Raw genomic sequence first — 13,725 nt, 5'->3', positions numbered from 1 at the left:
TGCATACACTCGACGGCTAAGCGAGGGGGCAACCGGAGCTTCCGCGTCTACGGCACGAAAAAGGGAACCACCCGCTAAGGTGATTCCCTTGCCACACAGCCGAGGCCTTGCCCTGGAACATGAACCACATTCATGTTCCAGGCAAGGCCTCCATGGTGGAGCTGAGGGGACTCGAACCCCTGACCCCCTGCATGCCATGCAGGTGCGCTACCAGCTGCGCCACAGCCCCATATTTTCGCTGCTCCGCGAACCGTGAACTGGCTTGAAAACCTCGTCCGCTTTTCGGATTCCTCCGGAGCAACTCAAATATCTTAGAACAGCAATTCCGAAAATTCCAAATCGGGCATATTCAGTTGGTTTGCGCCTTTAAGCCTAGGATTCCTCGACGGCAGGAGCCTTCGCCGAGGTGTCGTCACCGAGATCCAGATCCACCACCGGGCAGTCTTTCCAAAGGCGTTCCAAGGCGTAGAAGACCCTGTCCTCGGAGTGCTGGACGTGGACCACGATGTCGGCGTAGTCCAACAGGACCCAGCGGCCCTCCGAACGTCCTTCGCGGCGGACCGGGCGCAGATCCTGCTTGAGCAGCTCTTCCTCGATGCCGTCGACGATGGCGTTGACCTGGCGTTCGGTCGGGGCCGAAGCGATGAGGAAAACGTCAGTCAGGGCCAAGCGTTCGCTGACATCCAGGGCGATGATGTCCTCGGCCAGCTTGTCCGCTGCCGCGCGGGCGGCGTGGCGGGCCAAGAGGACGGATTGTTCATGTGCAGTCACGGGACTCCTTGTATGCGACTTCGAGAATAGACGAAGCCTGTTTGGTGGCAAAAGCCTTTATGGTCAGCGGGAAAGTCCGCTGGTGATCATGATGATGCCCGCAATCAGGGCGATGGCTCCGAGGCCAACGAGTCCCAGGACCAGAAGCCGGGTACGCTGGGCCCGCCCAAGTCCCGCCGTCGCGGCGTCGAGCGGTTCAAGTCCGTACGCCGAACTTGCCGAAATGGGCGGATGTTCGGCCGCTTCCGCGAACGCCTCGCCATCCGGTTCGGAGGCCGGCGCCGGGCGTCGACCTGCCGCTTTCGCAGCGGCTTCCGCGCGCGCCAGCACTCCTGCCCGGCCGCGCTGGCTGCGTGGCTTGCCCGGCGCCGACTGCCCCGGTTTCAGTTTCGGCGCAGGGGACGTCACGAGAGGAACAAAGGTGGTGCCGGGCGGCTTCATGACGGGACGATCCAGCCCCGGAACCTTCACGAATTCAAGGGGCGTCACCATGGCGAGGTTGCTGGCCACGGAAGGTTCGGCACGGACCGGACCTGAAGGCCGGCTGTTCTGCTCGGCAAGCTTCTGCTTGGCCATGGCCCTCTTGTTGAGGATCGCTTCGCGTTCAGCCTGGGCGATTTGTTCAGCCAAGGCCTCTGGATCCGCCGGCTCAACATCGTTGCCGGGAACCCCGGATTCAACGGCCGGGACTTTCTGCACCGCCGATTCCATCGCCGCGATGTGCTCAAGCTTGTTGGACTGATTGTTCGCTTGGGCGGCCAAAAGCTCACGGGCCATCAAGGCCTGCTCCACCGTCATTTCCGGTGCACCGGGAGGAGGGCCCGCGGTGACACGGACACGGCCACCAGGCGATACGCCAGGGCGATCCGAACCAGGCTGCTGCTTGCCGGAAGTCTGGACCGGGATGCCGGTTGTCCTCGGGCCCGATCCCGGTGCCCCCACAACGGGGATGGCCGAGGTGCCCGGGGCAACTTCTTCCTGCAATTGCTGCAGGCGCAATTGACGGCGCGTAGGCGGGCCGCCGCGGGAAAGTTGCTGTTCCTTATCCGCGAGTTCCTTGATGGCGCGGAGGGCGGCGCGGTCTCGCGCACGCGCCTGGGAAGAGCGTTCCGAGGCTGGTTTGGCGTCCAGCGGAGCATCGGCCACCCGGCGCACCCGATTGACCGAAGCGCCACCGGACGCGTGGTTGGCGTCGTCGGAGGCAGCGGCCTCGGCTGCCGCGGGCCGTGCGCCGGTTTCTTCCAGGCGCGCGTCCCGGGCTCGTCGAAGCTCGCGCCGGCTAGGGATGGGGGGCTGTTCCTGGCTCATTCAAAACTCACTCGGTACGGGCTTGGTGTTCTGGTCCGGTCATAGCATGCAGGGGCTCCCCCATGCCGGGTTTGCCCGAGTACAGCTTGTATTTGGCGATGTACTGCACTACTCCATCAGGTACGAGGTACCAGACCGGATTGCCTGCACCCACGCGGGCGCGGCAATCCGTCGAAGAAATCGCCATGGCGGGCACTTCCAACAGACTGACGTCCTCCCTGCCCATGCCATCAAGAACATGACCTGGCCGGGTGACACCGACAAAATGCGCCAAGGACCAAAGCTCGTCGACATCTTTCCACGACAGGATCTGCGCCAGGGCGTCAGCGCCCGTGATGAAGAACAGGTCCGCGTCCGGCCGCTGGGTCCGGAGGTCCCGCAGGGTGTCGATCGTGAACGTGGGACCGGGGCGGTCGACGTCCACGCGGCTCACCGTGAAGTTGGGGTTGGAAGCCGTGGCAATGACCGTCATCAAGTACCGGTGCTCGGCTTCGCTGACCTGCTTGTGCGTTTTCTGCCAGGGTTGGCCGGTGGGCACGAACACCACCTCGTCCAAGCGGAACTTGGCGGCAACCTCACTGGCAGCAACCAAGTGGCCGTGGTGAATGGGATCGAAGGTCCCACCCATCACGCCCAAGCGAAGTCGACGCCCCGTTTCCTCGAAGGGTTTTGCGGCGGAAATGTTAGTGACCCAGCCCTGGGTGCTTGGCCGGGTGCTGGCGGTGCGGATCCGAGTGCTCTTCGACGGCGTCGTGACGGTTGCCGAGGTTCGTGTAGGAAACGGCGATGAACAGCAGGACCAGCAGGACGGAGAACATCGTGATGCCGATGACGAAAGGAGGCGCAAACAACGGTGCCGGCGCCTCGGTTTCGCCCCCTTGCGTGAGAATTGAGATGGCGATCTGCTGAAACTGCATTTTCTCCCCTAGCGGTTCAAAGGATTTCGACGGCGGATCCTCCCACCGTTCAGGACTTCTGTTCTATGTTACAGCGTCGCTAGCTGCGGACCTGGCCTTCACCCTGGACGATCCACTTCGTGGTGGTCAACTCCGTGAGGCCCATCGGACCGCGGGCGTGGAGCTTCTGGGTCGAGATTCCTACCTCGGCACCGAGGCCGAACTCGCCTCCGTCGGTGAAACGCGTGGAAGCGTTCACGATGACAGCCGCAGAGTCGATGTCCGTGATGAACTTCTCCGCGTTCGCCAGGTTGTTCGTAAGGATGGCTTCCGTGTGGCCCGTCGACCATTTGCGGATGTGCGCGACCGCCTCGTCGAGGTTGTCCACCATGGCAACGGCGAGGTCAAGGTCCATGTATTCCGTGGCCCAATCGACGTCGTCGGCAGGGACTGTATCCACGGAGCCGGACAGCGCCGCTTCAATCCGGGAATCCACATGCAGGGTGACACCGGCCGAGCGCAAGGCCGCTGCGACGGCGGGCAGCACAGTGGATTTCGAGTGCACCAGAAGAGTCTCCACGGTGTTGCAGACGCTGGGACGCTGGGTCTTGGCGTTAAGCAGGATATCGACGGCCATCTCTTCGCTGGCAGACTCGTCGAGGAAGATGTGCACATTTCCTTCGCCGGTCTCGATGACGGGCACGGAAGAGTTGTTGACCACCGTCTGGATCAGCTCCCGTCCACCACGGGGAATCAGCACGTCCACCCGGCCGCGGGCACGCATCAGGACGTTTCCGCCCTCGCGGCCGAACTGGTCCACGCTCTGTACGGCGTCGGCGGGAAGGCCAACGGATTCCAGCGCATCGCGGAGGATGCCCACAAGGGCTGCGTTGGTGTGGGCAGCAGCCGATCCGCCGCGCAGGATCACCGCATTGCCGCTCTTCAAGGCGAGCCCGGCGATGTCGACCGTGACGTTGGGGCGGGCCTCGTAGATCGCCGCGACTACTCCCATGGGCACGTTGACCTGGCGCAAGCGCAGTCCGTTGGGGAGGGTCTGGCCCCGGACGACGTTGCCTACGGGATCCGGCAGGGCCGCCAGGTTTTCAAGGGCCGCCACAAGGCCGTCGATGCGGGCAGGAGTCAGGGTCAGTCGGTCCAGCATGGCAGCGGAGGTTCCGTTGTTTCGGCCAGACTCAACATCCTTGGCGTTGGCGGCAAGGATGGACCCCTGCTGTTCCCGGAGAGCCGCGCCGATAGCGTGCAGGGCGCGGTCCTTCCAGGCACGGTTCGCCTGGGCCATGTGCCGCGCGGCCTGCCGTGAGCGGTCCGCGATCGAATGCACGGCCGCCTCCACTTGCTCAGGGGTGAGCGGCGCGGTTCCCAGCTCCGGAGTTTCCGGCACCTGGGCGGCATTGCCGGCAGCCGGGGCGTCAGTCATCACAGGAGAATCGGGGGTAAGGGCCTCAGTCATTCTCCAAGTTTAGTGGAGCGGGACCCCTGAACCAGTACGAGGTCGTCAACATGAACAATTACGCGGTCATACCCGCGGCCAAGGTCCTTGGCGAGCTCCTTGGTTGAACGGCCAAGCATGCGGGGAAGCTCTTCCGCCGAGTAGTTCACCAGTCCCCTGGCAATCACGGCGCCCTCGGCAGAAACCATCTCCACGGGATCGCCAGGCTCGAAGTCTCCCTGCACCGACGATATCCCGGCGGGCAACAGCGAGGTGTGTCGGTCGCGCACGGCCTTGACTGCGCCGTCGTCGAGCACCAAACGGCCCCGAACCGAAGCAAGGTGGGCCAGCCACAGCAGGCGGACGGGTTTGCGGTTGCCGTTGATGGCGAACCACGTTCCCACGTCCTCGCCCGCCAGTGCGGCGGCGGCATTGGCCGTGGAGGTGACGAGGGCGTGGATGCCGGAGCCTGCGGCGATCGACGCCGCCTCCACCTTGGTGGTCATGCCCCCGGTTCCGACCCCGGCCTTGCCGGCCTTGCCGATAGTCACCCCAACGAGGTCAGCGGGACCGGTGACCAGCGGAATACGCTTTGCACCCAACGACGGCGGACCGTCGTACAGCGCGTCGACGTCGGAAAGCAGGACCAGCGCATCCGCCCGCACAAGGTGCGCCACCAAAGCGGCCAGGCGATCGTTGTCACCGAAGCGGATTTCGTGGGTTGCCACGGTGTCGTTTTCGTTCACGACGGGTACGACGCCGAGGTTCAGCAAACGGTCCAGCGCCCGGTATGCGTTGCTGTGCTGCGTGCGCCGCATCAAGTCATCCGCAGTCAACAGGACCTGGCTGACCGTGACCCCGTGCGCAGCGAAAGCCTGCGAATAGCGCGCCATCAAAAGCCCTTGGCCCACGCTGGCCGCGGCCTGCTGCGTGGCGAGGTCCTTGGGACGCTTGGCGAGGCCGAGCGGTGCGAGACCCGCCGCAATGGCACCGGAGGAGACCAGGATGATCTCTGTCCCGGAGTTGCGCTTTTCGGCCAGGGCGTGGACGAGCGCCGTCAACGCCTTTTCCGAGATGCCGCCTTTGATGCTCGTCAGCGAGGACGAACCCACCTTGACCACGATCCGCTTGGCGCCGGCGAGTGCCTGGCGTTCGGCGGCGTCGTCGCCCTCAGCGACTTCAGCGATGCGGGCCGTGCTAGTCGTCATTTTCGGCTTCCAGGCCGCTTTCCTTCAGGGGCTTGGGGAGACGACGGCCGCTGACGGACTCGGTCCAGATGCCCGCCTTGCGCTCGGCTTCGAGCTCGGCGCGTGCTGCAGCCTTTGCTTCGCGGCGTTCGATCTGCTCATCGCGCTTCTGCGAACGGGTGGGGCGGTCACCGATGTCGGCAACACGGATGTCCGTGCCTCGGGGCGTCGCCAGGAGTTCGGCACCCGCCATCATGGTGGGCTCCCAGTCGAACACGACGCCGTCCTCTTCGCCGATCACCACGGTGTCGCCCGGGACGGCACCCATCTTGAACAACTCGTTTTCGATGCCAAGCTTGGCCAGCCGATCGGCGAGGTAGCCGATGGCTTCTTCGTTGGTGAAGTCGGTCTGCTTGACCCAGCGGACCGGCTTCTCCCCCAGCACGCGGAAGAGCGGCTCGAGGTTCTTTTCCTCGCGGCGGATCGTGAAGCCGGACTCGTTGACGGCACGCGGACGCAGGACGGGCGCTGCGACCTTGGGAGGCGCAGCGGCAACGGCTTTGCGGGCGGCCATGACAATCTCGCCCATGGCGAAGCTCAGTTGGCGCAGGCCTTCGTGGCTCGTGGCCGAGACTTCGAAGACGCGGTAGCCGCGCTGTTCCAGTTCGGGACGGACGAACTCGGCCATGTCCCTGCCGTCAGGGAGGTCCACCTTGTTCAGGACAACAAGCTTGGGGCGTTCGTTCAGGGGGACGACTTCGCCGTCAACGCCGGCGTAGCTCATGTCCACGGCGTACTTGTCCAGCTCTTGCTCGATGATCGCAAGATCCGAGAGCGGGTCCCTGTCCGCTTCCAGGGTTCCGCAGTCCAGCACGTGCACCAGCGCCGCGCAACGCTCCACGTGGCGCAGGAAGTTGTGGCCCAGGCCCTTGCCTTCGCTCGCGCCCTCGATCAGCCCGGGAACGTCTGCGATGGTGAAACGGACGTCACCGGCCTGGACCACGCCAAGGTTGGGAATCAGGGTGGTGAACGGGTAGTCGGCGATCTTGGGCCGCGCCGCCGACATTGCCGCGACGAGGCTGGACTTGCCCGCGGAGGGGAAGCCAACCAGCGCGATGTCTGCGATGGACTTCAGCTCCAGGACGATGTCACTGGAGTCGCCTTCAATTCCGAGGAGGGCGAAACCGGGGGCACGGCGCTTCTGCGAAGACAGCGAGGCGTTGCCAAGGCCGCCTTGGCCGCCGGCGGCAGCAATGAACTCGGTGCCCTCACCCACGAGGTCAGCCAGGACGACGCCGTCCTTGGTCTTGACCACAGTGCCGTCCGGCACGGGAAGCACGAGGGTTTCACCGTTCTTGCCGCCGCGCCAGTCGCCCATGCCGGGGCCACCGTTGGTTGCGTGCCGGTGCGGTGCGTGGTGGTAGTCAAGCAAGGTAGTGGTCTGGGCATCGACGCGCAGGATGACGTCGCCGCCGTTGCCGCCGTTGCCGCCGTCGGGTCCGCCGAGGGGCTTGAACTTCTCGCGCTTAACAGAGACACAGCCGTGGCCGCCTGTCCCGCCGGATACGTGAAGTACTACCCGGTCTACGAAGGTCGCCACGTGTTTCTCCTCTATGTGGAAATTACTGCTTGAAATGCGCGTTGCGGGCTGATGCGCCGCCGCCCGCCCTACTAAATTCTAGTGCGGTTAAAAAGACAGATGGAGCGGGCCATACGGCCCGCTCCACCCCTTTCAGAACGTGTTATTACTCTGCAGCTGCAGCAGCAACGATGTTCACTACGCGACGGCCGCGGCGAGTACCGAACTCAACCGCACCTGCCTGCAGGGCGAACAGGGTGTCGTCGCCTCCGCGGCCGACACCAGCGCCCGGGTGGAAGTGGGTGCCGCGCTGGCGGACGATGATCTCGCCTGCGGAAACGACCTGGCCACCGAAGCGCTTTACGCCGAGGTACTGGGCGTTGGAGTCACGACCGTTGCGAGTGGAGCTCGCGCCTTTTTTATGTGCCATTTGAAATGCCTGCCTTTAAATTCTGGGGAATCTGTTGAAAACCTGAACAGCAACCAGTGGTTACTTGATACCGGTGATCTTGATCTTGGTCAGTTCTTGACGGTGACCCTGGCGCTTCTTGTAGCCGGTCTTGTTCTTGAACTTCTGGATGACGATCTTCGGACCACGGAGGTCTTCGAGGATCTCAGCCGTAACCTTGACCTTGGCCAGATCCGCAGCAGCGGAGGTGACCTTGTCACCGTCCACCAGGAGCAGTGCGGGCAGCTCAAGGGTGCTGCCGGCTCCACCGGGGACGCGGTTCAGGGTTACGTAGTCTCCAACGGAAACCTTTTCTTGGCGGCCGCCTGCGCGGACAATCGCGTACACCACTTGGGCACTCACTTCTCTCGACGTTTATTACTAAATTTGCGTGCGGAACCCCGATCCGAAAACGGGCCTGGTTCACGCTGTGCCTCAACGCCGTGGACTCCGGTACGGAATCCATGAGTCATCCCTCGAATAGTTCCAAATGAAAGGTCAGTTCCAAATGAACGGTTTCTGGGGGCATAACCCAAGTGTTGGCGTAAGCACCGAAGATCTAGATTACGCTAGTTTCGCCTTCGGCTGCAAATGAGGCCAGGTCCGGAGGCTGCCACGTGATGGCTGCCACAGACTGGCTATGCCGCCATCCGGTACCGTGCCCGTCCACCTTACCCTGCCGGGCGGGAAAAGCCCGGATCCCCACTCCGACACGCTGCAGCGCCCTCCGGCACAGGCCTTGCTCCCATCCTTCCGCGACAGGAATCCGGGTTCAGCCGTGCAACCTTGGAGCATCGAAGAACGCCGTTTCATAGCGGCAGGACTGGGTGAATGCCTCCAGCATTTCGGTGCGCTCCGCAGGCGTTGCGGCCTGCGCGGCGGCATCCGTGATGTCGATCGCCTTGCGGGTGGCCTCGGCGAACGCCTCGTCTGCGTAGGTGCGCAGCCAGTCCGCGTAAGGGTGCTCGTCCGACGCTCCCGCCTGCATGTAGCCATGGTGGAGCTGCTGTCCTACTTCGGCGTACAACCAGTAGCAGGGAAGTATGGCAGCCAGCAGGACGGCATAGCTGCCCGACGCCGATGCCGCCAGCAAGTGGTCGACGTAGGCTTTGGTGACCGGGCCCAGCCCTCCGCTTACCTGGCGTCCGCTGAGCCAATTCCGATGCAGCTCGGACTCGACTTCAAGGCACATCTGCGAGCCGCGGGCCCAGAACAGCTGTTCGGCTTCGTTTGGAGCGAGGGCGCTTGCCCGCGCCAGGACACGGGAATAGCCGTTGAGATAGATGGCATCCTGCGACAGGTAATAGCTGAACTGCGCTTCGCTGAGGCCGCCGGATTGCAAGTGCCGGATGAAGTCGAGGCCGTAAATGGCCGCGAGTTCCGTTTGGGCGGCTTCCCACATCCGGACGGCAAAATCCCCCGGTTGAAGGGAATGCCGGAGCCCGTGGAAGTGATGGATCGGCCCGTTGCCCTTCCCCACTTCCAGTACCCCGGACTGGGTCAGCGCCTCCTGGAGCCACGGCTTGACCACACGCAGGGCGGACTCCCAATCGCCGGTCCGCGCCTTGGCCGTCGCCATCGCCGACGACAGGGAACATCCCGTGCCGTGGCTATTGCGGGTCTCCACCCGTTGGCCGGCGAATTCCACCACGTCCTGGCTCAGGACTCCCCCGGTGTTGACGAGGGCGTCGGGGCAGCCCGCTCCCTGCAGATGGCCGCCCTTCACCAGGACGGTGTTCCCACAGGCGGCAGCCAGGCGTTTGCCTTGCTCCAATGCCGATGCCCAGTCAGTGGCCTCAGGTTCGCCTAGCAGCATGGCCAGTTCAGGAAGGTTGGGGGTCACCAAGTCAGCCAGGGGCAGAAGTTCCCGCAGTGCGGCTTCAGCGGACTCCGCCAGGAGCCGGTCGCCGCTGGTGGCGATCATCACCGGGTCCAGCACGACGACGGCGGGGCGGGCGTCCCCGAGCCAGCGGCGGACTTCGTGGATGACCGCCGCATCCCCGAGCATGCCGATCTTGACGGCATCAACGGTGATGTCGTCGCTAATGGCGTCCAGCTGCTGGCGCAGGAACTCCACGGGTGGCACGTGGACGGCAGTGACTCCCTGGGTGTTTTGTACGGTGAGCGCCGTGATGACGGCCATGCCGTAGCCGCCGTTGGCCGCGATGCTCTTGAGGTCTGCCTGGATCCCGGCGCCACCTGAAGGATCCGAGCCCGCAATGCTCAGGACCCTGGGAATAGGGCGCTGGACGGCCTTGAGCGGGTAGACGGCTGATTGCGCCGTAACAGTCATGCGAGACATCCCTTCGCCGGTGCTAACCGGACAGGTTCAACGGGTCTGGTCTCAGCCGGCTTGGTGCGCGGCACCCCGTGTCAGTCCCCTAGCTTAACCCGGATCACGCCCCGCCCGCTGAAACCGCCCTTTGCAACTCCTGCAGCCGCTGCAGGGAGGTCCGGTCGATTGACCTGCAACGCAGAAGCCCCGGCGGTTTCCACTCGAGCGGGAACAGCCGGGGCTTCGGAGAGGGTATTGCGTTTAGAGTTCGGACTTGGGCACGCCGACTCCGAGGATGATCGGTTCCGCTGCCGCCGTCGGCTTGGCCGGAGCAGCGTCCGCCGCCTTTGCCTCGTGCGCGGCCCCACCGGAGGCGGCCGCGGCAACCTCGTGGTGCTCGACGTTGGTGGCGTTGGCGGCACCCTGGGCGCGGCTGGCACTACGGTTGCGGCGGCCTCGGCGTCCACGCGGACCCGCCTCCGGGGATTCTACGCTTGCAGCGGCTGCCGGGGCCGCTGCGGGCGCTTCCTTGGTTTCTGTCGCGGTCGCCGTGGTGTCCGGGGCTTCTCCGAGGCCAGCGAATGCCTGTGCCAACAGGTCCAGGCTCATGGCAGGCGCACCACTCGCTGGCTCCTCTTCGTGGTGGACGAAGGGCAACGCCACTTCCTCGCCGCCGAACCGCAGCACAGGCGTCGAACGTTCTTCGCCACCCGATGCAGCGGCAGGAGCCTGGACCGGGGCCGCAGGGGCCTGGACCGGGGTCGCTTCCGCTACGTGCCCGTCGGCGAGCAATTCCGCCGCATGGTGGAGCTCGTCGTCGTGCAAGTGGGCAGCGTGGGCGGCAGCCGCAATGGTGGCAAGGGCGGCGCGGGTGGCTGCCTGGCGATTCGGGTCAGTGGATTCCACGGAGTGGACCTGCACAGGAGGGGTCATCGGGAGCTCGGTGGTCCCCTGCCCCGTGCCCCTGCCGCGGCGGCGCTTGCGCTGTTCCGGCCGGACGGCCGGCTGTGACTCCGTACGCGGGTGGTGGTGTTCGGCGGCCACCACGTTGGCCCGACGGTGCTCCACCGGCTCGTCGTGCGTGACGATTCCGCGCCCTCCGCACGTTTCGCACTGCTCGCCGAAGACCTCAAGCAGGCCGGTGCCCATACGCTTGCGGGTCATCTGGACCAAACCGAGCGACGTCACTTCGGCGACCTGGTGCTTGGTGCGGTCCCGGCCGAGGCACTCGACCAACCGGCGCAACACGAGATCGCGGTTGGATTCCAGGACCATGTCGATGAAGTCGATCACGATGATTCCGCCGATGTCGCGCAAGCGCAGCTGGCGGACCACTTCCTCGGCAGCCTCAAGGTTGTTCTTGGTGACGGTTTCCTCGAGGTTGCCACCGCTGCCGGTGAACTTCCCGGTGTTGACGTCAACAACCGTCATGGCCTCGGTACGGTCGATCACGAGCGAACCACCGGAGGGCAGGAAGACCTTGCGCTCCAAGGCTTTGTGGATCTGTTCGTCCACGCGCCAGGCCGAGAAGATGTCCTGATCCGAGGTCCACTTTTCGAGGCGGCCCACCAGGTCCGGCGCCACGTAGGTGACGTAGGCCTCGATGGTGTCCCAGGCCTCATCGCCGGAGACGATGAGCTTGGAGAAGTCCTCGTTGAAGACGTCGCGGACAACCTTGATGGTGAGGTCCGGTTCGCCGTACAGCAGTTCCGGGGCCAGGATCTTGGTGGATGTGGACTGGCTTTCGATGCCTTCCCACTGGGCCCGCAAACGGTTGATATCGTGCGTCAGCTCTTCCTCGGAAGCACCCTCGGCGGCGGTGCGCACAATGACGCCCGCATTCTCCGGGAGGCGATCCTTGAGGATCTTCTTCAGGCGGTTGCGCTCGACGTCGGGCAGCTTGCGGGAAATACCGGTCATTGAACCGCCGGGCACGTACACAAGGTAGCGGCCGGGAAGCGAAATCTGGCTCGTCAGGCGTGCGCCCTTGTGGCCCACGGGGTCCTTAGTGACCTGAACCAGCACGGAATCGCCGGATTTCAGGGCGTTTTCGATGCGGCGCGGCTTGCCTTCCAGAGTGACGGCATCCCAATTGACTTCACCGGCGTACAGCACGGCGTTGCGGCCGCGTCCGATGTCGACGAACGCGGCTTCCATCGACGGCAGCACGTTCTGGACCTTGCCCAGGTACACGTTGCCGATCAGGGAATCCTGCTGTGTCTTGGACACGAAGTGCTCCGCGAGGACGCCGTCTTCCAGGACGCCGATCTGGATCCTGTCGTCGCGCTGGCGGACGATCATCTGGCGGTCCACGGACTCGCGGCGGGCCAGGAATTCGGCCTCGGTGATGACCTGGCGGCGGCGGCCGGTCTCGCGGGACTCGCGGCGGCGCTGCTTCTTGGCTTCAAGGCGGGTGGAGCCCTTGACGCTCGTGACGCGGTCGGAGCCGCTAGTGGACTCAACGTGTGCGCGGGGAGCACGGACACGGGTGACCGTGTTGGGGGGATCGTCGTCTCCGCCGCCGGTCAGCTCCAGGTCCTGGTCGCCACGACGACGACGCCGACGACGGCGGGAAGTCACGCCTTCTTCGAGGGCTTCCTCGGTACCGGCTTCTGCCTCGTCATCGGACTCCGCGGACGTTTCTTCTCCCGCGGCTTCATCACGCTCGTTGCCCCGGCGTCCACGACGCCCACGGCTGCGACGGCGTCGGCGGCTGCCGGCTTCGTCCAGTTCGTTGTCCTCGGAAAGTTCCTCAGCGCCAGCCTGCGGTTTTTCTTCGACGACGGCCGGCCTGGCAACCGCGCTCAAGTCCGGTGCCTGGAAGATCATGGACGTGACGGACGAAGGTTCCAGGAACAGCGATGCGATCGGGCTTGCAGCTTCCGCCTCGACGGCCGGCTCCTCGGTGGTTTCCTCGGGCGCAATCTCCGCAGCCGGCGGTTCCACACTGTTTTCCTCGGGGGCAACCCCGAGAGCGGGCGGTTCAACCGGGGCTTCTTCGGCGACGGGCTCGGCGCTCTTTGCCCTCGTTGTACGACGGCGGCGGACCGGCTTCTCGGGGGCGGCTTCGGCCTCTGCAGCCATTTCAGTTTCGACGACGGCTGGAACCTCCGGCGCCTCGCCACCTTCCGTGGAAGCTTCTTCGGCGAAACCTGGCAGCGGCTCGGAAGTTTCGACCTTCTTTCGAGCCCTGGTGCGCCGGACAGGAGCCTTGGGCGCTTCGATGTCCGTCGACCCGGCGGGGGGCTCAGCGTCGGCTGCGGCAGCTCCGGCGTCGGGGGCTTCATCCGCGGCGACCGTCTTCGGTGCCGCCTTGCGGCGGGTGCGGGTGACCTTTTTGGGTGCTTCAGTGGTCTCGGTGGACGCCGCATCTTCGGCGGCGGCTACAACTTGCTCATTATCCATATGTGGCAACACTCCTGCCCTTGCGCAACCGCCACATCCGGTGCCCAGAGGGGCAATATTGTCAAAACCCGCAGGCGTTGACAGAAGTCAGTAGTAGTCTTTCCGGTTCGCACCAGCATGGGGGTGCGGCATCCACGGAAAGCCGGCTTCGCTCCAAACCCGTTGTTCTAATGCCACAACCAGGTGCCGTCCATTGCCACTGCGGCCCTACCGGGGATCATTGGATCCTGGGCATGCCCTGCATATGGCTGGCGGTCTTGGGAACAAGATACCGGACCGGATTCCGCATGTGGATCGGCTTCCGGCCAAGTTCATTCTCTCACACGCCCGCACCCCCGGCAGGAAACACGCCCTGAAGGCTTCCGCGCCGCCGCCGTCGCTGGACGCGTCATCCAGCCGTCGCGGC

At 64.8% G+C, this 13,725-nt stretch carries 11 protein-coding genes, 1 tRNA gene and 1 riboswitch; all 12 genes read right to left on the bottom strand.

Annotation, left to right across the window (positions count from 1 at the left end):
- Window positions 1-153: 153 nt before the first annotated feature.
- Window positions 154-229: transfer RNA gene (locus AB0323_RS13605), tRNA-Ala, on the bottom strand.
- Window positions 230-372: 143 nt separating this feature from the next.
- Window positions 373-771, bottom strand: coding sequence for a ribosome silencing factor (rsfS, locus tag AB0323_RS13600; protein WP_366177779.1), 399 nt, complete (start codon window positions 769-771; stop codon window positions 373-375).
- Window positions 772-834: 63 nt separating this feature from the next.
- Entirely contained in the window at window positions 835-2,079 is a 1,245-nt protein-coding gene (locus AB0323_RS13595; protein WP_366177778.1) for a hypothetical protein, read from the bottom strand.
- Window positions 2,080-2,086: 7 nt separating this feature from the next.
- Window positions 2,087-2,716 (bottom strand): nicotinate-nucleotide adenylyltransferase, encoded by a 630-nt coding sequence (gene nadD, locus AB0323_RS13590; RefSeq protein WP_364537817.1) that lies wholly within the window; start codon window positions 2,714-2,716, stop codon window positions 2,087-2,089.
- Window positions 2,717-2,762: 46 nt separating this feature from the next.
- Entirely contained in the window at window positions 2,763-2,996 is a 234-nt protein-coding gene (locus AB0323_RS13585; RefSeq protein WP_364537819.1) for a hypothetical protein, read from the bottom strand.
- Window positions 2,997-3,075: 79 nt separating this feature from the next.
- Window positions 3,076-4,446, bottom strand: a complete 1,371-nt coding sequence (locus AB0323_RS13580) for a glutamate-5-semialdehyde dehydrogenase (RefSeq protein ID WP_366177777.1) — start codon at window positions 4,444-4,446, stop codon at window positions 3,076-3,078.
- Window positions 4,443-5,633, bottom strand: coding sequence for a glutamate 5-kinase (proB, locus tag AB0323_RS13575; RefSeq protein WP_366177776.1), 1,191 nt, complete (start codon window positions 5,631-5,633; stop codon window positions 4,443-4,445). The genes AB0323_RS13580 and proB overlap by 4 nt, the downstream gene beginning before the upstream one ends.
- Window positions 5,623-7,212: a GTPase ObgE gene (obgE, locus tag AB0323_RS13570; protein WP_364537825.1), complete on the bottom strand. Its 1,590-nt coding sequence runs from the start codon at window positions 7,210-7,212 to the stop codon at window positions 5,623-5,625. Before obgE ends, proB begins: the two co-directional genes overlap by 11 nt.
- A 145-nt stretch (window positions 7,213-7,357) precedes the next feature.
- Window positions 7,358-7,621 (bottom strand): 50S ribosomal protein L27, encoded by a 264-nt coding sequence (rpmA, locus tag AB0323_RS13565; protein WP_003803426.1) that lies wholly within the window; start codon window positions 7,619-7,621, stop codon window positions 7,358-7,360.
- A 60-nt stretch (window positions 7,622-7,681) separates the two neighbouring features.
- Window positions 7,682-7,990: a 50S ribosomal protein L21 gene (gene rplU, locus AB0323_RS13560; protein ID WP_028267456.1), complete on the bottom strand. Its 309-nt coding sequence runs from the start codon at window positions 7,988-7,990 to the stop codon at window positions 7,682-7,684.
- 421 nt (window positions 7,991-8,411) lie between these two features.
- The gene (gene thiD, locus AB0323_RS13555) at window positions 8,412-9,932 is read right to left on the bottom strand and encodes a bifunctional hydroxymethylpyrimidine kinase/phosphomethylpyrimidine kinase (protein WP_366177775.1); all 1,521 of its coding nucleotides are present in this window, start codon (window positions 9,930-9,932) and stop codon (window positions 8,412-8,414) included.
- A riboswitch (TPP riboswitch) is annotated at window positions 9,924-10,020 on the bottom strand. It overlaps the preceding gene by 9 nt.
- A gap of 155 nt (window positions 10,021-10,175) precedes the next feature.
- Window positions 10,176-13,319 carry an Rne/Rng family ribonuclease gene (locus tag AB0323_RS13550; RefSeq protein ID WP_366177774.1) on the bottom strand — a complete coding sequence of 1,048 codons (3,144 nt, stop codon included), beginning with the start codon at window positions 13,317-13,319 and terminating at the stop codon, window positions 10,176-10,178.
- Window positions 13,320-13,725 lie beyond the last annotated feature (406 nt).

Source organism: Arthrobacter sp. NPDC080031, from assembly GCF_040702485.1.
Lineage (GTDB): Bacteria > Actinomycetota > Actinomycetes > Actinomycetales > Micrococcaceae > Arthrobacter.
This window is presented reverse-complemented; position numbering and strand designations above follow the sequence as displayed.